The 21,971-nt window shown below is 70.5% G+C and carries 16 protein-coding genes; 3 read left to right on the forward strand and 13 right to left on the reverse strand.

Annotation, left to right across the window (positions count from 1 at the left end; translation table 11 throughout):
• The 3 genes from ACIQVL_RS27750 to ACIQVL_RS27760 all read right to left on the reverse strand — a co-directional run bounded on the left by ACIQVL_RS27750 (nucleotide 1) and on the right by ACIQVL_RS27760 (nucleotide 3,283).
• The gene (locus ACIQVL_RS27750) at nucleotides 1–1,512 is read right to left on the reverse strand and encodes an amino acid permease (RefSeq protein WP_403476655.1); all 1,512 of its coding nucleotides are present in this window, start codon (nucleotides 1,510–1,512) and stop codon (nucleotides 1–3) included.
• A gap of 80 nt (nucleotides 1,513–1,592) precedes the next feature.
• The gene (locus tag ACIQVL_RS27755) at nucleotides 1,593–2,630 is read right to left on the reverse strand and encodes a hypothetical protein (RefSeq protein WP_403476656.1); all 1,038 of its coding nucleotides are present in this window, start codon (nucleotides 2,628–2,630) and stop codon (nucleotides 1,593–1,595) included.
• 83 nt (nucleotides 2,631–2,713) lie between these two features.
• Complete coding sequence (locus ACIQVL_RS27760) at nucleotides 2,714–3,283, reverse strand: ATP-binding protein (protein ID WP_403476657.1); 570 nt, start codon at nucleotides 3,281–3,283, stop codon at nucleotides 2,714–2,716.
• Between the two features lie 261 nt (nucleotides 3,284–3,544).
• Between ACIQVL_RS27760 and ACIQVL_RS27765 the strand changes: the two genes are divergently transcribed.
• The gene (locus tag ACIQVL_RS27765; RefSeq protein ID WP_403476658.1) at nucleotides 3,545–4,870 is read left to right on the forward strand and encodes a DNA-binding protein; all 1,326 of its coding nucleotides are present in this window, start codon (nucleotides 3,545–3,547) and stop codon (nucleotides 4,868–4,870) included.
• A 1-nt stretch (nucleotide 4,871) separates the two neighbouring features.
• On the opposite strand, the gene ACIQVL_RS27770 is transcribed toward ACIQVL_RS27765, so the two are convergent.
• The 8 genes from ACIQVL_RS27770 to ACIQVL_RS27805 all read right to left on the reverse strand — a co-directional run bounded on the left by ACIQVL_RS27770 (nucleotide 4,872) and on the right by ACIQVL_RS27805 (nucleotide 16,203).
• Nucleotides 4,872–5,885 (reverse strand): NAD-dependent epimerase/dehydratase family protein, encoded by a 1,014-nt coding sequence (locus tag ACIQVL_RS27770; RefSeq protein ID WP_403476659.1) that lies wholly within the window; start codon nucleotides 5,883–5,885, stop codon nucleotides 4,872–4,874.
• An 818-nt stretch (nucleotides 5,886–6,703) separates the two neighbouring features.
• The gene (locus ACIQVL_RS27775) at nucleotides 6,704–7,669 is read right to left on the reverse strand and encodes a pirin family protein (protein WP_403476660.1); all 966 of its coding nucleotides are present in this window, start codon (nucleotides 7,667–7,669) and stop codon (nucleotides 6,704–6,706) included.
• Nucleotides 7,670–7,710: 41 nt separating this feature from the next.
• Nucleotides 7,711–9,213, reverse strand: coding sequence for a protein kinase (locus ACIQVL_RS27780; protein ID WP_403476661.1), 1,503 nt, complete (start codon nucleotides 9,211–9,213; stop codon nucleotides 7,711–7,713).
• 222 nt (nucleotides 9,214–9,435) lie between these two features.
• Nucleotides 9,436–11,169, reverse strand: a complete 1,734-nt coding sequence (locus ACIQVL_RS27785) for an RICIN domain-containing protein (protein ID WP_403476662.1) — start codon at nucleotides 11,167–11,169, stop codon at nucleotides 9,436–9,438.
• A 38-nt stretch (nucleotides 11,170–11,207) separates the two neighbouring features.
• Nucleotides 11,208–11,969 carry a carbohydrate ABC transporter permease gene (locus ACIQVL_RS27790; RefSeq protein WP_403476827.1) on the reverse strand — a complete coding sequence of 254 codons (762 nt, stop codon included), beginning with the start codon at nucleotides 11,967–11,969 and terminating at the stop codon, nucleotides 11,208–11,210.
• A gap of 44 nt (nucleotides 11,970–12,013) precedes the next feature.
• Entirely contained in the window at nucleotides 12,014–12,901 is an 888-nt protein-coding gene (locus tag ACIQVL_RS27795; protein WP_403476663.1) for a carbohydrate ABC transporter permease, read from the reverse strand.
• Between the two features lie 111 nt (nucleotides 12,902–13,012).
• Nucleotides 13,013–14,251: an extracellular solute-binding protein gene (locus ACIQVL_RS27800; protein WP_403443136.1), complete on the reverse strand. Its 1,239-nt coding sequence runs from the start codon at nucleotides 14,249–14,251 to the stop codon at nucleotides 13,013–13,015.
• 32 nt (nucleotides 14,252–14,283) lie between these two features.
• Entirely contained in the window at nucleotides 14,284–16,203 is a 1,920-nt protein-coding gene (locus tag ACIQVL_RS27805; RefSeq protein WP_403476664.1) for a glycoside hydrolase family 127 protein, read from the reverse strand.
• Nucleotides 16,204–16,509: 306 nt separating this feature from the next.
• On the opposite strand from ACIQVL_RS27805, the gene ACIQVL_RS27810 reads away from it, so the two are divergent.
• Both ACIQVL_RS27810 and ACIQVL_RS27815 read left to right on the forward strand, forming a co-directional pair.
• Nucleotides 16,510–17,532: a LacI family DNA-binding transcriptional regulator gene (locus tag ACIQVL_RS27810; protein WP_403476665.1), complete on the forward strand. Its 1,023-nt coding sequence runs from the start codon at nucleotides 16,510–16,512 to the stop codon at nucleotides 17,530–17,532.
• 124 nt (nucleotides 17,533–17,656) lie between these two features.
• Entirely contained in the window at nucleotides 17,657–19,948 is a 2,292-nt protein-coding gene (locus tag ACIQVL_RS27815) for an MFS transporter (protein WP_403476666.1), read from the forward strand.
• Between the two features lie 235 nt (nucleotides 19,949–20,183).
• Here the strand turns inward: ACIQVL_RS27815 and ACIQVL_RS27820 are convergent, their stop codons facing one another.
• Both ACIQVL_RS27820 and ACIQVL_RS27825 read right to left on the reverse strand, forming a co-directional pair.
• Complete coding sequence (locus ACIQVL_RS27820; RefSeq protein ID WP_403443124.1) at nucleotides 20,184–20,912, reverse strand: GntR family transcriptional regulator; 729 nt, start codon at nucleotides 20,910–20,912, stop codon at nucleotides 20,184–20,186.
• A gap of 53 nt (nucleotides 20,913–20,965) precedes the next feature.
• Nucleotides 20,966–21,967 (reverse strand): proline racemase family protein, encoded by a 1,002-nt coding sequence (locus ACIQVL_RS27825; RefSeq protein WP_403443121.1) that lies wholly within the window; start codon nucleotides 21,965–21,967, stop codon nucleotides 20,966–20,968.
• Nucleotides 21,968–21,971 lie beyond the last annotated feature (4 nt).

Here is a 21,971-nt window from a genome sequence, read left to right on the forward strand (position 1 = left end):
TCAGATGCCTTCTTCGATCAGGGCTTCGCTGGGCTGGGCGGTGCGGTCGGCGGTGAGCTGGTAGGCCTTCTTGCCCCGCGTCTGCCACGTGACCCAGGCGAACAGCAGCGCGATCACGAGCGTGATGCCGGCGTAGTTGAAGGAGTCGGTGGTGATCGGGGCGTTCTGGGGCAGGCAGAAGACGATGGTGATGACCACGACGTAGAGGCAGGCGATGATGCCGATCGGCTTGCGCCAGGCCCCGAGGTTCCAGGGCCCGGGGCGGTAGTCGCGGCCCTTGCGCAGGGCGAGGTAGACCGGGATGCCGTAGGCGGGGATCATGCCGACCGCGTTGATCGCGGTGATCGCCCCGTAGGCGGCGGTCGAGTACAGGGCGGGCAGGGCGAGGACGAACGGCACGACGACCGACAGCCAGACGGCGCGGGTGGGTGTCCGGGTCCGTTCGTTGACCATCTGCCAGCTCTGCCACCCCCACAGGGCCCGGCTGCGGGAGAAGGCGTAGACCATGCGGGACGAGGCGCCGACCTCCGCGTTGCCGCACAGCAGCATCGCCACGATCACGACCAATATCAGCATCTTCGCGCCTGCCGCGCCGAGGGCGTCGAGGAAGATCTGGGCGGGGGGAACCTCGGTCGCCGAGTTGAGGGTGCCGTCGTAGTCCTGGACCGCGAGCAGCATGCCGGCGAGGAGGATGAACCCGGCCACCCAGGACACCCAGATGGAGCGGACGATGCCCCGGGGTGCGGAGACCTGGGCATCGGTGGTCTCTTCGGCGATGTGGGCGGAGGCGTCGTAGCCGCAGAACGTGTAACCGGCCACGAGGGAGCCGACGAGGACCACCTGGAGGGGGCTGTGGAGGCCGCCCTCGTTGTGGAAGGTGAGCAGGAACGAGGGGGACTGGTGGGGGGAGGAGGAGAGGGTGAGTGCGCCGACGATGAGGGCGACGCCGCCGAGCTGCCACCACACGCTCACGGAGTTGAGCAGGTTGAGGACGCGGACGCCGGCCGAGTTCAGCAGACCGTGAACGAGCAGGATGATCGCGAAGATCAGCATGGTGGTGGCGTCGGTGGGGGCGATGCCCCACTGCATCTGGATGAAGGCGCCGGTGAACTGGGCGGCACCGTAGTCGATGCCGGCGATGGCGCCGAGCAGTCCGAGTAAGTTGAGCCAGCCGACCAGCCAGCCCCATCGGGGTCCGCCGAGCTTGCTGGCCATGAAGTACGGGCCACCCGACGTCGGGTAGGCGGAGACTACATCGGCCAGGGACAGCCCGACGAGCAGGGTGAAGAAGCCGATGGCTATCCAGGTGCCGAGCATGACCACGGGCCCGCCGTGGATCATGCCGAACCCGAACATCGTCTGGCCGCCGGCGAGGATGCAGATCACCGTGAGGCTGATCGCGAAGTTCTGGAACGCGCTTGTACGGCGGCTGAGTTCGGGCCTGATCCCGAGTTGGGCCAGGACATCGTCGTCGGTATCGGCGGTCGTTGTGCTGGTTCTTCTGTGAGACACCGGAGGTCACTTTCGAGTCAGGAAGAGGGGAAGGGACAGGTAGGAGGCGTTGAACGCCAGGAGTGATGGCCTGTGGCGGCTCAGTGCGCGACGGGCCAACGGCGCAGCGTGGAGGCGCGGGTCATGAGGAACTGGTCCTGCCAGTTCTTGGAGCGGCCCAAGACCTTGTTGACGTCCTGCCAGGGCTGGGCGGTGACGTAGGGGCCCATGGCCCGCAGCACATCGGCGGCCCTTTGGGTTTCACCGTTCGCGACCAGGGCGTGGGCCAGGTGGCTGAGGTCCGTCATGGACACCCACGGGTAGTCAACAGGCGGGATCTGGGCGAACCATCTGCTGTAGGCGTTGGTGGCGTGGAGCCCGGCGCTCGCTGTCTGCCAGAAGCGCAGCGTGCCCGTCTCCCCGTCCTCGCCGTGCTCTTTGCGGTACTTGTCCACGAGGGCGTAGACGGGCAGCAGCCACAGCTCCGGGCTGGGCGGCTCCGAGAGGACCATCCAGCAGGAGAAGTCCATCGAAGCCGCGGTACCTTGACGGGTCTGGAAATACTGGCGCATGCGGTGATAGCCCTCGCGGTTGCCCGGGTGACGGGCGTCGATCTCCCGCAGAAGGGGCCAGGGGCCACGGTGATACATCCCGTGATCGTGCACGCCGACCGTGGGAGGCAGCACGTCCCACGGGATCGGGCGGGCCTGTGCGTGCGGGTCGAAATACTCCGGCTTGTAGGGAAGCTGCGTGAGCTGGAGTCTGTCGACCCACGGCACCGGACACTCCGGCAACAGGTCACTGGCCCGATTGCACGCCTGCGCGGCCAACTGGGCGGCCCGCCCCACCACGTCCCTGCTCTTGCCTCGGCGGTGGGCATTGAGCGCGGCCCGGGCAAGCACCCGCGCCCACATCATCGCCGCGTCCGGGTCGTCCGGTTCCTCGTCCAGCCACATCTTGAAGACGCCCGGCTCGCTGGCGCCGGCGGCCAGCAACTGGCTGCGGCTCGTCCTCAGCCCCCAGTTGCGGCCCGTCATTCGGAGGAGGTCCTGGGCGGCGTGAAAGCGCCCCAGTTGCAGGTCCTGTAAGGCGTTACGCAAGTCGGTATCGGCGCCGATCGGGCTGACGATCAGATGCATGTCATCGGGGGTGCCGTTGGGGGCAAAGCGTGCGTAAGTGGCACCGGTCGCTAAGGAATCAGGCATGGGGGAGGCCTTGGGGATTAGGGGTGGGCGTAGAAGCTTGCCGGAACTGGGGCTGAGGCTTGAGGGGCTCGGGCCGGAGAGCGGTGATCAGGTTCCGGAGCGGCAGGCTGCTGATCAGAGGCCTTCGTGGGCAGGGGGAGCGTGCACCAAGCGCGGGTGCCGTCGGCAGTGAATCCCCAACTGCCCCCCGCTTCCGCCGCCACGGCGTCGACGAGGAACAGGCCGCGGCCGTTCTCGCTGTCGGCAGACGGGGGCTGCACCGTGGGGGGCTGGGAAGGGGTGTAGTCAGCGACCTCGATGCGCAGCACGCCGAAGGACGGCAGCCACGCCCGTACGCCGATGCTGTCGGACCCGCCGTGCAGGATGGCGTTCGCGCACATCTCGGAGACGATGAGAAGCACGCTGTCGATCAGGTCAGCTGGCAGTCTGCAGTAGCGGCACCAGGCCCGCGCGACCCGCCGTGCCTGCCTGACGCTCGACGCAGCCGCCGGCACCGCGATGTCGAATCCGTCCGTTACGGGGTATCGGACCGGAACGAGCAACGGTGCCATCGACAGGCTCGTCAGTTCGGCAGGTTTTGGAGGCATTGCGGTTACTCCCTGGCTTCTGTGTCCGGTCGAGCACTCACAGCGAAGTAGGCGATCAGAGTTCACCCACTCCAGGTGGCTCCGCCATGACCTGCGACGTGGCTTCTTCGATACCTCCGGGCGAGCGACGTGGCCTCGGGGTAGCTTCAAAGTGGCTTCTGCTCGGGAGAGGTTGCCCTGTGGGGCAATAGCGGTATCCCCTTCCGGAGAAGGGGATCGATGCGCGGGCCGACGGCCCGCGTCTCGCAGACTGGGGGCGGAATGAGGACTGAGCCAAGGACGCTGCTCGCGTGGCTGTGCGCCCGGGACAAGGCCACCTACCGCCGGTTCTCGAAGAATTTCACCGCGCTTGGCGTGCAGCTCTTCGGGAACAGCAGCGCCAGCCCGACATGTGGCGAGACTCAGTTCCGACGGTGGACAGGCGGCCAGTTACAGGGGCTTCCCGTCACCGAGGCCTGCCAGATTCTTGAAGCAATGTGGCCCGGCTACACGGCTGAGCAGCTGTTCGGGCCGCCGCCGAAGGCGGATCCCCAGGCACCCGCGAAAGACCTGGAAGAGCGAGTTCGAATGACCGCAGAAGAAGCCCTTCAGGGCGCCGACTCAACTGCTTCGGCGTCCATCTCCGACAACACCATCGACGAACTACGCGACCAAGTGGAGGGCATAGCCCGCAGGTACCACCTGGTGCCACCCGCCGAAGCCTACGAGACCGTCGACCGGCTGCGCTTGGCGATCGAGCGGCACCGAGACCGAACGCAGGTTCCCGTCCAGCAACAACAGCTCATGATCCTTAACGGGCAGGCCGCCGCCTTGCTCGCGGTCGCAGCGTTCAACCTCGGGTACTTCCCGAGCGCCCGAGCCCTTGCGCGTACGGCCGCCGTGTTCGGTGAGACAACTCGCTTCACGCCGCTGCAAGCCTTCGCTGACGGCACGCTCGCGTACATCGCCTACCACACCGGCAACGCCACCGAGGCGGTAGCAAAGGCCACCCGGGCTCTTGCCTACGGCGGTCTCGGGGACATGGCGCGCCGACGGCACCAGGCGATCAAGGCGCGGGCGCACGCGCACCTCGGCGATGTCTCCTCGGCCCGACGAGCGATCTTGCTGTCCTCGGAGGACGGCCCTGGGCACCGGGACGATCTGCACGACGGGATCGGCGGGGAGTTCGCCTTCTCACTGGAGCGCCTAGCCATGTCGACCAGTACAACGGCCTTGGTCATCGGCGACGCCGCGCAGGCCGAAGCCGACGCACGGCGCGCATTGGGCCTCATCGAGCGGCGGCCGGCCGAGGAGCAGTCGGCGCACGTGCGGGCAGGTGCGGCCGCTGACCTCGCATACGCTCGCCTCATCGCGAGCGACGTGGACGGTGCGGCCGAGGCCCTACAGCTGGTGTGGGAGGTTCCCGAGGAGCGCCGGCAGACAGGCATCGTCGTCCGGACGGCTCGCATCGGCCGCCACCTGAACAGGCCTGAGTACCACGGCTCTCCGCTCCCCAGAGAACTCAGGGAGCGGGTCGAGGAGTTCAACCGTGTCTCCCCACCGCACCGCATAGGCCCACACGTCGGGCTGCTCGCGATCGAGAGCTGAGCTATAGGGAGGCGAGGATCTTCGCCTCTTTCTCCGGGGCGATCCCGTGTTCCGCCCACCGCGGGTGATCCACGGGACGCCCGTCCCCGGCCCACCAGCGCCACGTGTCCCGGATGGTGTCGGCAAGTGGCCGGCACTGAAACCCAGCAGCTACGGCGTGACTGGAGTCCACGGCCCACACCCCTGCGTGCGTGCGCCACAGGGGCAGCTCTGTCCACTGCTTCACCCCCTGCTCGATCAGCACCCCGGGGTTCACCCACGCCGGTGCCCCGGCGCCACCCGTCTCGGCAAGGCACGCTTCGAGGAAGCTACGGAAGGTGATGCCTTTAGGATGGGTGATGTTGAAGCCGCCGCTCGCCGAGCCGGCTGCCTGGTTCAGGGCGAAGGCGGCGACGTCACGGACATCTACCGGCTGGATGCGCTGCTCCGCCGGAGCCGGGGCGAGGATACGACCGCCGCGCTTTGCCCGTTCCAGCCACCAGGGCAGTCGGCCAACGTACTCACCTGGCCCCAGGATCACGCCGGGGCGCAGCAATACCGCGCCGTCGCCGAACACTTCGGTCACGGCGCGCTCGCCACCAGCCTTCTGGAACCCGTATTGGGTGGGGGAGCCGTCCGGGCCGGTGTAGCCGTAGGACTCGTCGGCGTCCGCGGGGCAGTCGAGTAGCGGTGACGCGTCGTTGAGCGGCTTGTGAGGCCATCCCTCGTACACGGACACAGTGGAGATGTGCACCCATCGGCGGGCAGCCGGGCGCAGCGCGGTCACCGCTGCCAGGACGTCACGCGGGGGCAGTTCGGAACTTGATGTGTCGATCACGGCATCCCACGGCCCGTGCCCGGCAAGGTGCTCCAAGTCGATGGGGTTCGTGCGGTTTCCGTGAACCGCGTCCACGCCGTCCGCATCGCGGCCGGAGCGCCCGCGGTTGAAGGTGGTGACCTGCCAGCCCCGCGCCAGTGCTCCGTCCACGATGTGCCTGCCCAGGAACCATGTCCCGCCCATGACCAGAAGTCTCATGGGGCTGATCCTGCCGTGCGGCGGGAGGCGATGGAAGTGACCAGGGGCGGTGACGCCGCGGTCTGAAGCGGGGACATACTTGCAGATGCGGGGAGCAGAAGACGATGAAGGCACGCGGGCCGGACAGGGTGGGAACACCCCCGCGGGTGCCGGAAGCAGCCCATAGCCGGGCGGACGGCGACCACGAGGCCGGGAACACCCCCGCGGGTGTGGGGAGCAGACGGTGGGGTCCCCCGTCGTGACGCGCCACTCGGGAACACCCCCGCGGGTGCGGGGAGCAGAGGTCCAGCAGGTCCTCTTCGAGCCGGTAGACGGGAACACCCCCGCGCCCGCGGGGATGGTCCCCGAAGGGGGCGCTGCACTACCGCGGGGCCGGCTTGCTCCCCACGCCCGCGGGGAGGGGTGTACGAGAGATGTCGGATGTGCTTTCGAGGTGCGGTCGTTGTGGCACGCCCGAGTTTGTGGAACCTGCACAAGAGGGTTGTCAGGTGACTCGCTGATCCGTTGTGGCTCTCGAAGCCACCTCGGCCATTCCGTCGTGAGATGACCGCGGCGCATCGCTGACATCCGCAGCCGTGCTTCACCAGAGTTGAGCGCCCCACCGTCTCGGAATCTGATTACTTGTCAGTAAAGTCAGCATTGGGTCAGCATTCGTCCTGGCAAAGCTGCCCACAGATGCCCACAGCTTGGAATCGGGAAGTCCCTCGGAGGCGCCGCTGCAGCGGCCTCCGAGGTGACTTGCGTCAGTGAACGTCAAGGTGACGTGGACGTCCGGGGAACTCTGGGCGCTGGGTGGGAGTATCTAGAGTCTTGCCTGGTCAGCGGGCCCGTCCTCGCGGCTTGAGCGGGGTCTGGGGCAGTGCCGGCGCGGGGAGCGGGGCCCCGTCGTAGCCCTTTACTTCGCCGAATCGGGTGCCCTTGGCCCAGTCCTCGCGGGCCTGTACGATCTCGTCCTGGGAGCGGCCGATGAAGTTCCACCACATGATCAGCTCTTCCTCGAACGGCTCGCCGCCCAGGAGCATGATCGCCGCGTCCGACTCCGCGCGCAGGGGGAGTTCGGTGCGGCCGCAGCCCAGGTAGAGCATCGAGCCCGGGAGCACCGGCACGCCGTCGACGTGAACCTCGCCGGACATGGCGAGGACGCCGTACTCGAAGTCGGGCTGCAGCGGCAGGCGGAGGTCGGCGCCCTGGGTGAGGGCCAGGTCCGCGCCGACGATGGGGGTGAACGTCGTACCGGGGGACGTCGCGCCGTCGACGGAGCCGAGGACGACCGTGGCGGTCAGGCCGGGGGCCGTCACCGTCGGCAGGTCGGGGTGGTGCTCGAACCTCGGGTCCGTGTGCCGGTGGGAGTCCGGGAGGGCCACCCACAGCTGCGCGCCGTGCAGGTACCGGGCGTGCGACTTGGGGCTCTCCTCCGAGTGGCTGATCGCCCGGCCCGAGGTCATCAGGCCCAGCTCGCGCGGGCGGATCGTCTGCAGGCTGCCGGTCGAGTCGCGGTGCAGGACCTCGCCCTGGTGCAGCCAGCTGACCGTCTGCAGCCCGATGTGCGGGTGCGGCGGAACCTGCATCCCGGGCTCGTCGGCGATGTCGTCGGGGCCGTAGTGGTCGACGAACGCCCAGGCACCGATCATGCGGCGGCCGAGGTTCGGCAGCAGCCGGCGCACCTCGGTCGACTCGCCGAGTTTCACGTGGCGGGGGCTCAGCAGCTCGCGGACGGGTTCGGCGACGACGAATCCGCGGCCGCCGCACACGCTCGGAACGGGCGCGCGGTCAAGGTTGCTCATGTCGGACAACCTAGCGGCCCGAGGTCCCCGTTGCCGAGCGGTCAGCCGGTCGTCCGGAATCCGTCCCTCACGTTGTCGAAGACCGGCCGGTAGGTGCCCCATGCCGCGTCCGGCGCGGAGAGGTAGATGTCGTACTCCCGGCCGCCCTCCCTGCCGTAGCCCAGGTCGATGGCGCGGAAGACACGGGCCCGGCCCCGGAAGGTGAACTCCCAGGCCGCGGCCGGCAGCCCGCGGAACGCCGTCCGCTGCATCCGCAGCCTGCGGTAGGTCGGGTAGTTGACCTTGGTGTTGGCCTCGATGTCCGCGAAGTGCGTGACGGGGTTCGCGCCGGCTGGTTCCACCATGCCGACGGTGACGCCGGCCAGGCCGGTCGGGTCCTTGTAGGTGACCTCGTCGGTGGCCCGGGTGCCCGCGGTCCAGCCGTCGGGGACGGGGAAGGCGACGCCGAGGGTCTTGTCGGCGACGAGGTGGTAGCCCTGGGGGAGTGGCGAGGGGGAGGCGGCCGGGCTCGCCGTGGTCGCCGGAGTCTTCGCCGCGTGCTTGTCGGCGTGGGTGCGGGGGAGTACGAGGGCCGCCGTTGCCACGACGGCCGCCACGAGGGAGACCGTCGCGGCCGTCAGGATGCCCCGGCGCCGTCGGGTGCGCCGCCGCCCGGTGCCGGTGGCTGTCGGCTGTGCCCGGGTCGGCACCGGTGCGGTCGGCCGGCTTCGGGTCGCCTCCGTCACCGCTCCCGACCAGGTCGCCAGCAGCGCCCGTTCGGTCTGCTCGGCCGAGGGCCGGTCCGCCGGGTCCTTGGCGAGCAGCAGCCGGACGAGCGGCTCCAGCGGGCCCGCCCGCTTCATCGGCTCCACGGGGTCGCTGACGATGGCGTACGCCGTCTCCATCGCGGTCTCGCGCCGGAACGGCGGCCGGCCCTCCACCGCCTGGTACAGCGTGGCCCCCAGCGACCACAGGTCCGAGGCCGGTCCCGGGGTCAGCCCGCGCAGCCGCTCCGGGGCCATGTAGGGGATCGAGCCGACCATCTGGCCGGTCTGGGTGAGCGTCGACGAGCCGACCGTCAGCGCGATGCCGAAATCGGTGAGGACGACCCGGTCACCCGGGCCGAGCAGCACGTTGCCGGGCTTGACGTCCCGGTGCAGGACTCCCGCGGCGTGCGCGGCGCGCAGCGCGCCGGTCATGCCGAGGCCGATCCGGGCGGCCTCCTCGGGCTGCAGGGTCCGGCCGCCGTCGAGGAGGTCGGCGAGGGTGGGCGCGGGGACGTACTCCATGACGATGCAGGGGCGGCCGTCGTCGTCCACCACGTCGTGCACGACGACCACGTTGGGGTGGACGACCCGGGCCGCGCTGCGCGCCTCGCGACGGGTGCGCTCGTAGAGGGTGGCCAGCTCGTCGTCGGACAGGTGCGGGCGGGGATGCAGCTGCTTGAGCGCGACCTGCCGGGCCAGCACCTCGTCCTCGGCCCGCCACACGGTGCCCATGCCGCCGCGCCCGATCCGCTCGGTCAGCCGGTACCGCCCGGCGACCAGCCGCCCCTCGTCCGACACCGCCCGTCCTCCGCCAGCTCTGTCCGCGTTCGATGAGTCCCGTCACGATAACCGCGCGTTGCTGGTCACCTGTTCGGTTCTGTCGGCAGTCGGACCTGCGGTCCTGGGAAGGTGGGGGCGGGTCGACCTTTCCGTCTGCAAATCCATCGAGTAGAGGTGTGCGGGGCAACGAATGCAGCTCGTCGCCCCGCACGGATGTGCTCGGGTTCACTGTGGCGCACGTCAGCGCGCGGTCAGTCTCCACAGGTGGTCGGCGGTGCCGTTGTCGTCCCACTGGAGGACCTGGGCACCGGACGAGGTGCTCATGCCGGTCACCCCGAGCAGCAGCCCGCTGTTGTAGTTGGCGATCTTGTAGTAGCCGTCGCCGGACGGGATCAGCTGCCAGAGGTGGTCGGCGGTGCCGTTGTCGCCCCAGATCAGGGCGGTGCCGCCGTCGCCCGTGCCCGCGTTGGTGATGCCGAGGAGCAGGCCGCTCGCCTGCTGCTGGATCTTGTAGAGGCCGTTGCCCGCGGCCACCAGGGTCCAGTTCTGGTCGGTGCCCGAGGAGGAGGCCGCCTGGACGACGAGGGTGCCCTGGGCGGTGCCCGCGCCGTTGGTGTCCAGGGCGAGGCCGCTGTTCCTGTTGGTGATCTGGTAGCGGCTGGCCAGTGAGGTGGCGGTTCCGCTCGGGGTGATGGTCAGGTGGTAGCCGTCGGAAGCGTTCATCGTCACCGGTACGGTGACCGAGCCGCCGCTGACCGCGTAGTCGGTGTCCGAGATCGTCACCGGCCCGGAGACCGCGGTCGTCCGGCCTTTGGACGGCGTGTACTCCAGCTTGACGTGCACGGTACTGCCGAAGGCGGAGAGCGAGGACAGCCCGTTGACGGTGACGGCACACGAACCGGTGCAGCCGCCGCTGACCACGCTGATCTGGTTGCCCGCGGCGTTGCGGGCGGCGAAGCCGTCGATGCCGGTCTGCGCCGGAGGCGTGGTGACCAGCATGTTCCCGGACATGTCGCCGTACCACTTGTACAGCCAGTAGGCGCCGTTGGGCGAGCCGCCGGTGTCGGTGAGGGTGTCGCCGAGGGTGCCGTAGTGGTTCCAGAAGGCGAGTTCGGCGTCGTGCACGCCGGCCCGCTCGAACTTGGCGACGTAGCTCGCGAGCGGCCCGGGGACGCCGACCTCGCCCGTGGTGCCGTACTCCTCGATGGCGATCGGGCGCGCGCTGAGACCGAGGCTCGACTCCAGCGTCCGGTAGTCGGCCACGTGCGCGGCGATGTTCGCGCTGCTCTGGAGTTCGTGCCAGGCGATGATGTCCGGCACCGTGTTGTTCGCGATGGCGTCCTGGAGGAACGTCTTCATCTTGCTGTCGGTGTACGTCGCGAAGCTGGGGCCCTGGACGGGCGTGGCGGCGTCCTTGGCGCGGACCTCCTTGTACGTCCGTGACCAGCCGTCGTCGAAGGCGCCCGCCGCCGAGGTGTCCCAGGTGCCGTCGGGCTCGTTCCACAGTTCGTAGGCGCTGATGTTCGTGGCGCCGGACGCCTGCACGGACGCGACCTGTTTGTCCACGGCCGACAGCCAGTCGCTCCAGCTCACCCACTTGTAGGGGAAGTTCGGATACCAGTCCGGCATCCGTACGACGACCTTGGCGCCGGCCTTCGCCGCCTCGGGGGCGACTACCAGGGCGTCGCCGCCGGGGCTGGACTCACCGTTGGGCAGCTGGCTGCCGCCGGGGGCCATCTGGACGAAGGTGTTCGGCTTCAGCGGCTCGACCAGGCTGTCGGCGGGGACGCTCGCCGTGTCCAGGCCGTAGAGGCTGCCGGTGGCGACGTGCGTGACCGAGCGCAGCGTCTGGTTCGCGCTCACCACGAGGGTGGTGGCGGAGGTGGGGGACGCCTGGGCCGGGGCGGTGGTGCCGAGGGCGGCGGCGGCGAGGACCACGGCACCCAGGGCGGCTCTGCGGGGAATGCGGCTCATGGCATGGATCTCCTCAGGAAGTGGGCGAGTCGGAGGGTTCAGTCCTTCACCGCGCCCGCGGTCACGCCCGCGGCCACATAGCGCTGGGCGAGGATCAGGAGGACGGCCGCGGGGACCGACGCGACGACGGCGGTCGCCATGATCGCGTTCCACTCCTGGTTGTTGTTGCCGATGTACTTGTAGATGCCGAGCGTGATCGGCTTCCAACTGCCGCCGCCGTCGAGGGTGTTGGCGAAGACGAAGTCGGACCAGGCCCACAGGAAGCCGAACAGCGAGACGGTGACGATCGCGTTGCGGCTCAGTGGGAGGACGACCGACCGGAAGGTGCGCCAGGTACCGGCGCCGTCGATCCGGGCGGCCGAGACGAGTTCGCCGGGGATGCCCGACATGAACGCGGTGAAGATCATGACGCCGAACGGCACGGCGATGGTGGAGTCCGCGACGATCAGTCCCCACCAGGAGTTGAGCAGACCGAGGTCCAGGAAGATGCCGTAGAAGCCCATCGCCATGACGATCCCGGGGACCATCTGCGCGACGAGGAGCGCCAGGCCGAGGGCGCCGCCGCCGCGGGGCCGGAGCTTCGCCAGCGCGAAGCCCGCCGGAGCGGAGAGCAGGAGGGTGAGGGCGACCGTGCCGAGGCCGATCAGCAGGCTGGTGCCCAGGTAGGGGAGTTGGTCGTCGAGGACCGCCTTGTAGCCCTCGAAGGTCGGGTGCAGCGGGAGCAGGTCCGGCGGGCTCTTGCGCATGTCCTGCTGCGGGGTGAGGGAGACGTTGACCATCCAGTACACGGGGAACAGCATCAGTGCCGTGAGGGCGAGACCCACCAGGGTGTAGCCACGGGACTTCACGCCTCCTGCCTCCTCTGGACGCGGATGTACAGGAGGCCGAAGACCAGGGCGATCAGGATGAGGATGTCGCCGACCGCGGCGCCGGGGCCGAACTTGGGCAGCAGCGTGCCGAAGCCGAGCTGGTACGACCAGGTGGCCAGCGTGGAGGAGGCGTCGCCGGGACCGCCCTTGGTCATGATCCAGATCAGGTCGAACACCTTGAGGGTGTAGACGAGCCCGAGCAGCAGGGTGATCGCCGACACCGGGCGCAGCAGCGGGAAGGTGATCCGGCGGAACTGCTGCCAGGCACCCGCCCCGTCGAGCGCCGCCGCCTCGTACAGCTCACGCGGGATGTTCTGCAGGCCGCTGTACAGGATGACCAGGTTGAAGGGGATGCCGATCCAGATGTTGGCGACGATCACCGAGACCAGCGCCCAGTCCGGCGAGGTCAGCCAGCCGACCGGGGCGACGCCGAGGAAGTGCAGGAAGTAGTTCACCACCCCTGACTCGCTGTTGAACATCCACGACCAGGTGGACGCCGACACGATCAGCGGGAGCAGCCACGGGATCAGGAACAGCGCCCGCAGCACGGTCGACAGCCGGAAGTGCCGGTTGAAGAAGACCGCGAGAGCGAGACCGATCACGTACTGGAAGGCGATCGACACGAAGGTGAAGACCATCGTGTGCCGCATCGCGGGACCGAACGTCGGATCGTCCAGCACGGTGCGGAAGTTGGCCCAGCCGGAGAACGGTGCGTCGCCCGCCACGAAGGAGCGCACGGTGTAGTCGCGCAGGCTCAGATCGAGGTTGCGGTAGAGGGGGTAGAGGTAGAAGGCGGCGAGGTAGACGAGCAGGGGCGTCACGAAGGCAAGCGCCGTCAGCCTGCTTCGAAGCGCGGGGGACATGCGAACTCCCCGCGGCACAGCGCCCCCGTAGGGGCGCGGGGCCGCATCGACCTGCGGCTCCGCCGCGTGGCGCGGCAAGCCCCCACGCACCCGCAGATTCACAGCCACCGCTCAGCCCTTCCCCGCCGCAGCCTGCGCAGCACTCAGCGCGTCCTGCGGACTCTTGCTCCCCGACAGCGCCGCCTGGACGGCCGTCCACATCGGCTGCGAGATCGTCGGGTACTTCGTGCCGAGCCCGCCGCTGGTCCGGCCCCGGGCCGCCGCGACCGCCGCCACCCATGGCTTCAACTCGGCGTTCTTGGCAACCTGTTCGGTCTGCACGGCCGAGGTCGGCGCCACGTACATGAGCGTGGTGTCGGTGGCCAGCAGGTTCGTGGAGCTGGTCAGACAGGCGACGATCTTCTTGCTGACGTCATAGCGCGAGGTGTCCTTCTGCACCGGCACGGTGACGAACTCGCCGCCCGTCGGCACCGGCGCGGAACCGCCGTTCTGCGCGGGGATGTTGATGACGCCGTAGCCGAACCCGGCCTTGTCGGCGTTGCCCAGCTGCCAGGTGCCGTTCTCGCTGAACGCGTAGTCGCCGGTGGCGAACTCCTGCCAGCTGGTGGTCTGGGTGTTCTGCAGCACGTCCTTCGGGGCGTACCCCGCGTCCACCCACTGCTTCCACAGGGCCAGCGCGGCAACTCCCTTGGCGGAGTCGAGCTTTGTCAGGTCGCCGCCCGCGCCCCAGAACCAGGGCAGGAACTGGAAGCTGCCCTCCTCGGTGTTGATCGCCGAGAAGGTGATCCCCTTCTTCCCGGCCGCCGCGACCTTCTTCAGCGCGGCCGTGAGCGAGGCCCAGTCCTTGACGGAGGCCGGGTCGACGCCGGCCGCGGCGAGCACCTTCTTGTTGTAGTAGAGCGCGAGGGTGTTGGCGCCGATCGGGACGCCGTAGGAGGCGCCGTCGATCGTGCCCGCGCCGATGATGTTCTTCTGGATGGACGCGGTGTCGAGGCCGAGGTCGCTCGTCTTGTTGAGGATGCCCGCCTCCACCAGCGTGGAGACCACCGGGTTGTCGACCAGCATCACGTCCGGTGCGTTGCCCTGCTGGGCGGCCAGCAGCGCCTTGTTGCCGAGGTCGGTGGTGTCGTACGCGGTCCGCTTGAGCTTCACCCCGGCCGCGGTGCCGCACGCGGCCACTTGCCTGCCCCAGTCCGAGGAGGCGTCGAACTGCGGGTACGGGTCCCAGAAGGTGTACGTCCCGCCGGCCGAGGACGACGATCCCGAGGAGCCGGAACCGCCACCGCAGGCGGTGAGGGGGAGCAGGGCGGCCGTGGTGAGGGCCAGGAGGGTACGGCGGGTGGGTATCACGGGGTGACCTCGTTGTCGTAGGACGGGGTGTCTCAGGAGGTGGGGAGCCAGACGCGCATGCTGCCGTCCTCGCGGTTGGCCCAGACGTGGTACGGGATCGCGGTCAACTCGACCGGCTCGCCCTCGGGTTCGGCCGCCGGGCCGGTCGCGGGGGCGTACGGCCACCAGCCCCGGTCGGGAATGCGGCGGCGCCGGCCCGCGGCCACCACGGTGGTGACTCCGCCGAGCAGGTCCGGGCGGTGCTTCACGGCGAGCGGCCGGGACGGGTCGAGGACGATGTCGTCGAGACCGCCGCCGGGGTGGTCGACCTGCTCCAGGCAGTGCACGAGCGGCCCGCGCTCGATCGCCACACAGCCGCGTACGGCGTCCACGCGCGGGTCGGCGGCGGTGAGCCGCGGCTCCAGGGTGAGCTCCAGCACCACCAGGTCGCCCGGCGTCCAGGTCCGCGACAGCCGCAGCCAGCCGTCGTCGGCCGGCGAGTCGTAGGTCTCCTCGCCGCACCGCACCCGGAACTCCCGGCACCACTCGGGGATGCGCAGCGACAGCGTCCAGGGGCCGTCGGAGGGGGTCTCCTCGACGGTGAACGCGATCGTGCCGTGCCAGGGATAGTCCGTCTCGGCCCGCACCCGGACCCGGTCGGTCGCGTACGTACCGGTGACGAACTGGTGGATCTGCAGGCCCTGTTCGTCGCTCGACGCCAGGTAGTGCTGCAGGCTCGCCAGCAGCCGCATCACGTTGGGCGGGCAGCAGGCGCAGCGGAACCAGCGGGTGCGGCGGGCCGACTGGTCGCCGCCGGTGTCGGTGTGGCCGTCGCGGACCTGGAGCGGGTTGACGTACAGCCAGCGCTCGCCGTCCAGCGAGACCCCGGCCAGGAACCCGTTGTAGAGGGTGCGCTCGATCAGATCGGAGTAGCGGGCCTCGCCGGTGAGCAGAGCCATCCGCCAGCTCCACTGGACGGAGGCGATCGCGGCGCAGGTCTCGCAGTAGGCGCGCTCGTTGGGGAGTTCGTAGGGGTCGCCGAAGTCCTCCCTGTCGTGGTGCGCGCCCACGCCGCCGGTGAGGTGGGTCTTGGTGGTCGTCATGGCGTGCCACAACCGCTCGCCCGCCGCCCGGAGTTCGGCGTCCCCGGTCTCCGCCGCCAGGTCCGCGGCCGCCGCCAGCAGGTACAACTGCCGTACGGCGTGGCCCTCGACGTTCGTCGCCTCGCGCAGCGGGACCCGGTCCTGGCTGTAGGCGTCACCGTCGAGCAGGCCGTGGCCGTGCCGGTCGACGAAGTAGCCCGCCAGGTCGAGGTAGCGGCGCTCACCGGTCTCCCGGTACAGCTCCACCAACGCCGTCTCGACCTCCGGGTGGCCGTCGATGCCGTCGACGGGCCTGCCGCTGCCGGGGAGACCGAACACCGAGTCGATGTGGTCGGCGAACTTGCGGGCGACGTCGAGGAGTTTGGTGCGGCCGGTGGAGCGGTGGTGGGCGACGGCGGCCTGGATCAGATGGCCGGCGCAGTACAGCTCGTGGCCCCAGCGCAGGTCCCGGTACCGCTCTCCGCCCTTGACCAGCTGGAACCAGGTGTTGAGATAGCCGTCGGGCTGCTGGGCGGCGGCCACCAGGGCGACGATCCGGTCGACGTCGGCGGCCAGCGATTCGGCGCCCTCATCGGCGAGTTGCCAGGAGGCCGCCTCCAGCCACTTGTAGACGTCGGTGTCGACGAACGGGTACGCGCCCTGGAACGCGCCCTCGGCGGTGCCCGCCGCCAGCCGCAGGTTGTGCAGGTTTCCGGCGGACTCCAGCAGGTCCGGGCCCTGTGGGAGGGAGACGCCGGCGTTGGTCGCGCGGCGGTCGTGCCAGAAGCCGCCGTCGACGTCGACGGCCGCAGGGCGCAGCGCGGTACGGGCGTCGGGGGTGGGACGGACCGGGCCGAGAGGGGACGGCAGGGCGGAGTGGGTGCGGGGCATGGCTCTCCGGGGTGAGGAGGGGGGCTGGGCGTCCTGACGTCAGTGCTGTCGATATGTCGAACGCTGTCTGGAGCCTCGGGCGTGCCGAAGCGTGAGACCAATTTGAGCAACCGTTTTCTCGCCGAGAAGTACAGGGCAGTCGGAGGGAAGGGTCAAGACGCCCGGCGCGGATTTCTCAACTTGCCCGCCGGATCTGGTGCTTCACTCGACCGGCTGCGAGGATGGCGGGCGGCTCTGTCGCCGTGCGATGGGCGACGCGGTCGAGAAACAGCGCGGTCGAGAAACCGTCAAGGAAAAGGTTTGCCCGTGACCTCTGCTCCAGACTCTCCGCCGACCGGCCGGGCCAGGCTCGCCGATGTCGCCGCGCTCGCCGGTGTCAGCGTCGGTACGGCGTCCAAGGCGCTGAACGGCGCCGGCCGGATGCGCCCGGAGACCCGGCAGCGGGTGCTGGACGCGGTGGCAGCGCTCGGGTTCCGGCCCAACCAGCACGCGCAGAGCCTGCACAGTGGCCGCAGCTGGACGGTCGGCCTGATGACGACGGACGGCATCGGCCGCTTCAGCACCCCGGTCCTGCTCGGTGCCGAGGACGCGCTGGGCGCCGGGAAGATCTCCGTCCTGCTCTGCGACACCCGCGGCGACGCCATCCGCGAGCAGCACCACCTGCGCACCCTCACCGACCGCCGGGTCGACGGCATCATCGTCGCCGGCCGCCGTACCGACCCCCGCCCGCCGCTGACCGGCATCGACCCGGCGATCCCGGTGGTCTACGCCCTCTCCCCGTCGACCGACCCGGACGACACCTCCGTCGTCACCGACGACCACGGCGGCGCCCGGCTCGCCGTCGAGCACCTGCTCGCCACCGGTCGTACCCGCATCGCCCACGTCACCGGGCCCGAACACCACCAGGCCGCCCGCGACCGCGCCCGGCACGCCGTCGGGCACCTGGCCGAGGCGGGCCTCGAACTCGCCGCGGGACGCGTGCACTTCGGGGAGTGGAGCGAGGCCTGGGGGCGGCGCGCCGCCGACGCGGTGCTGCGGACGGCACCCGGCACGGACGCCGTCTTCTGCGGCAACGACCAGATCGCCCGGGGGGTCGCGGACGCCCTGCGCGAGCGGGGGAAGGGCGTGCCGGGGGACATCGCCGTGGTCGGCTACGACAACTGGGACACCATGGCCCTCGCCTGCCGGCCGCCGCTCACCACCGTCGACATGAACCTGGCCGAGATCGGGCGGATCGCCGCGCTGCGGCTGCTGCAGGCCATCGACGCCGAGCCGGAGCCGGGAGTGCACACGGTGCCGTGCCGGCTGGTGGTGCGCGAGTCGAGCTGACGCGACGCCGGACGTGCGGCGAATCTTCACCGCGCAGCCCCCGAATCCTGGTTGCTTAAGTCAATCAATTGACTTACATTCGGGAGGGTCGTGCAGACCCCAGCGGCCCAACGGAGGCCCGACCATGTCCCATGCACAGCCCCGGCCGGACGTCGCCGGGGACCCCGCCGCGCCGCGGGCCAACGTAGTCGTCGCGGTGCTGGCCTTCGGCGGGATCGTGGTCTCGCTGATGCAGACCCTGGTGATCCCCATCGTGCCCGAACTGCCGAAGCTGCTCAACGCCTCGGCCTCCAACGCGGCCTGGGCCGTCACCGCCACCCTCCTCGCGGCCGCCGTCGCCACCCCCGTGATGGGGCGGCTCGGCGACATGTACGGCAAGCGGCTGATGCTGCTGACCAGCATCGTCATGCTGGTCGCCGGTTCGGTCACCGCCGCGCTGAGCGACACCCTCGTGCCGATGATCATCGGGCGCGCCCTGCAGGGGCTGGCCTCCGGCGTGATCCCGCTCGGCATCAGCATCATGCGCGACGAACTCCCTGCCGAACGGCTCGGCTCCGCCACCGCGTTGATGAGCGCCTCCCTAGGCGTGGGCGGCGCCCTCGGCCTGCCCGCCGCCGCGCTGATCGCCGACCACTTCGACTGGCACATGCTGTTCTGGACCTCGGCCGCACTCGGCGTCGTCGCCGCCCTGCTCGTGCTGGTCCTCGTGCCGGAGTCGAAGGTGCGCACCGGCGGCCGTTTCGACCTGCCCGGCGCCCTCGGCATGGCGGCCGGCCTGGTCTGCCTGCTGCTCGGCATCTCCAAGGGCGCCGACTGGGGCTGGTCCAGCGGCACCACGCTCGGCCTGTTCGCCGCCGCCGTGGTCGTCCTGCTCGCCTGGGGCTTCTACGAACTGCGCACCCGGCAACCGCTGGTCGACCTGCGCACCACGGCCCGCCGCCAGGTCCTCGTCACGAACCTCGCCTCGATCGCCTTCGGGTTCTCGATGTTCGCGATGTCCCTCGTGCTTCCGCAGCTCCTGCAGTTGCCTCAGGCGACCGGCTACGGTCTGGGCAAGTCGCTGCTCGCCGCCGGCCTGGTGATGGCCCCGACCGGCCTGGTGATGATGGCGATGGCGCCCCTGTCGGCCCTCATCTCCAAGAACTTCGGCCCGAAGATCACCCTGATGTGCGGCGCGGTGATCGTGGCCGCCGGGTACGGGCTCAACATCGTGCTGATGGACGCCGTCTGGCAGCTCGTGCTGGTCTCCTGCATCATCGGCGCCGGCATCGGCTTCGCCTACGGCGCGATGCCCGCGCTCATCATGGGCGCCGTCGACCCGCACGAGACGGCCGCCGCGAACAGCCTCAACACCCTGATGCGGTCCATCGGCACGTCGACCGCGAGCGCCGTCGCCGGGGTGATCCTGGCCCAGATGACCACCGCCTTCGGCTCGGTGACCGTGCCCTCCGAGAACGGCTTCAAGGTGGTGATGGCGGCGGGCTCGGGCGCGGCGGTCCTCGCGCTGCTGGTGGCCGCGTTCATCCCGCGCCGGAAGCCGGTCGCCGCGACGGGCGGGGCGCCGCAGCCGGCGGCCGGACCGGCGGCCGAGGAGCCGCCGGGCGCGGCAGCGGCTGCGCCGACCGTCCCCGGGCCCGTCCTCGTCGTCGGCGACGACGGCATCCAGGTGCACGGCCGGGTGCGCGGCGCCGACGGAACCGGCGTCGGCCGGGCCGCCGTCACCCTGATCTCCCTCGGCGGCCGCCAGCTGGGCCGCGCGGTCGCGGACGCCGAGGGCGGCTACGCGGTGGCCGCACCGGGCGAGGGGACGTACGTCCTGATCGCCTCCGCCGACGGCTGCCGGCCGCAGGCCACCACCCTCGTCGTGAGCTCCGCACCGGTCGCGTACGACCTGCTGCTCACCGGCAGCAGCGGCCTGGCCGGACTGGTGCGGGCCGCGGACAGCGGGGCGCCGGTCGCCGGAGCCACGGTGGTCGTCACCGACGTGCGCGGGGACGTGCTCGCCACCCAGCAGACCGACGGGCTCGGCGAGTTCGTGGTCGGCGAGCTGGTGCCGGGCACCGTGACCCTCGCCGTCAGCTCACCCAAGCACCGGCCGCTCGCCCTGCCCGTCGAGATAGCCGGGACCGGGACCACCCGGGTCGACGTCGAACTGCGGCCCGGCGCCCATGTGCGCGGCACCGTCCGGGGAGCCGGGGGCCCGCTGGCCGACGCCCGGGTCACGCTGGTGGACGCCGCGGGCAACGTCGTCGGCACGACCACCACCGGCGACGACGGCGCGTACGCCTTCTCCGACCTGGACAGCGGACAGTACACGGTCGTCGCGACCGGCTACCCGCCGAACGCTGCCGGAGTGGCCGTCTTCGGCGCCGACGTTCACGACCACGACATCGAACTCGCCCATCCGGGAGCGTAGTTCGCGGGAGCTGCTCGTCGGGTCCGGCGAAGTGCAGGCGGTCCGGCGGCGTCGCGGTCGGCCGACGACCTGTCGCGGCGGCTGCGGCGCGGCGCTCAGCCGCGCTCAGCCGCGCTCAGCCGCGCTTAGCCGCGCTTAGCCGCGCTTAGCCGCGCTTAGCCGCGCTTAGCCGCGCTTAGCCGCGCTTAGCCGCGCTTAGCCGCGCTTAGCCGCGCTCAGCCGCGCTCAGCCGCGCTCAGCCGCGCTCGGGCCGGCGGGCCGCCCACAGGCCGCGGACGTGGCCCAGGTGGCGGGTCATGATCTCGCGCACGGCCTGCTCGTCACGGGCCAGCAGGGCGTCGAGGAGCTCCACGTGCTCCTCGGCGGAGGCCTTCAGGCGTCCCGCCGCCACCAGCGCCGTCAGCCCGTACAGTCGCGAACGGCGCCGCAGGTCCCGCACCACCTCGACGAGATGGTCGTTGCCCGCCAGCGCCAGCAGCCGCAGATGGAAGGCAAGGTCGGCCTCGACGTAGGCGATCAGGTCGCCCTTCACGGCCGAGGTGACGATCTCCAGGGCGACCGGGCGCAACGCCTCCAGGTCGTCGGGGTCGGCGGTGGCCGCGAGGGCGACGGTCGTCGGGATCTCGATCAGGGACCGGACGTGCGTGTACTCGTCGAGCTGCCGCTCGGAGACGGCCGTGACCCGGAACCCCTTGTTCGGGACGATCTCGACCATGCCCTCCTTCACCAGCTCCAGCATGGCCTCGCGCACCGGGGTCACGGAGACGCCCAGGCGGGGAGCGAGCCCCGGCGCCGAGTACACCTCGCCGGGGCGCAGCTCACCGGCGATCAGCGCGGCCCGCAGGACGTCCACGACCCGCTCCCGGAAGTTCGGCTTCCGGCCGCCGAGCGACGGAATGGCGGGCTTGGCGGCCGGGACGGCGGGCTTGGCGGCGGTGGGCGTGCTGCTGGGCCGGTCGGCCATGGTGGAACTCCTGGAGGGTCGTCGCCGGAGGGTCCGGAGGGTCGTCGGATGAATCAGAGTACGAAGCCCGCCGGGAACGGGTCGTCCGGGTCAAGCAGATACTGGGCGGTGCCGGTGATCCAGGCCCGGCCGGTGAAGCTCGGCAGGACCGCGGGGCGGCCCGCGACCTCGGTGGTGCCGAGGAGCCGGCCGGTGAATCGGGTGCCGATGAACGACTCGTTCACGAACTCGGTGTCCAGCGGGAGTTCGCCGCGGGCGTGCAGCTGGGCCATCCGCGCGCTGGTGCCGGTGCCGCAGGGGGAGCGGTCGAACCAGCCGGGATGGATGGCCATCGCGTGCCGGGAGTGGCGGGCCGTGGAGCCGGGCGCGATCAGGTGGACGTGGTGGCAGCCGCGGATGGACGGGTCCTCGGGATGGACCGGCTCCGCCTCCGCGTTGATCGCCGCCATGAGGGAGAGGCCCGCCCGGAGGATGTCGTCCTTTCGGGTGCGGTCGAAGGGGAGGTCGAACTCGTCCAGGGGGAGGATGGCGTAGAAGTTGCCGCCGTATGCCATGTCATATGTCACTGTCCGCCCGTCAGCCAGCACGATCTTCCGGTCCAGCGCGACCGAGAACGACGGCACGTTCCGCAGCGTGACGTTCCTCGCCGCGCCGTCCTCCACCGCCACCTCGGCGACGACCACACCGGCCGGGGTGTCGAGCCGGATGGTCGTGACCGGCTCCACCACCTCCACCATCCCGGTCTCCACGAGCACCGTCGCCACGCCGATCGTGCCGTGCCCGCACATCGGCAGATAGCCGGAGACCTCGATGTAGACCACGCCCCAGTCGCAGTCGGGCCGCGTCGGCGGCTGCAGGACGGCCCCGCTCATCGCGGAGTGCCCGCGCGGCTCGTTCATCAGCAACTGCTTGATGTCGTCACGGTGTTCACGGAAGTACAGCCGCCGCTCGTTCATGGTCGCGCCGGGAACGGTGCCGATCCCGCCGGTGATCACGCGGGTGGGCATGCCCTCGGTGTGCGAGTCGACGGCGTGCAGGACGAGTTTGCTGCGCATGACG

The sequence above is a fragment of the Streptomyces sp. NPDC090499 genome (genome assembly GCF_044769305.1).
GTDB lineage: Bacteria > Actinomycetota > Actinomycetes > Streptomycetales > Streptomycetaceae > Streptomyces.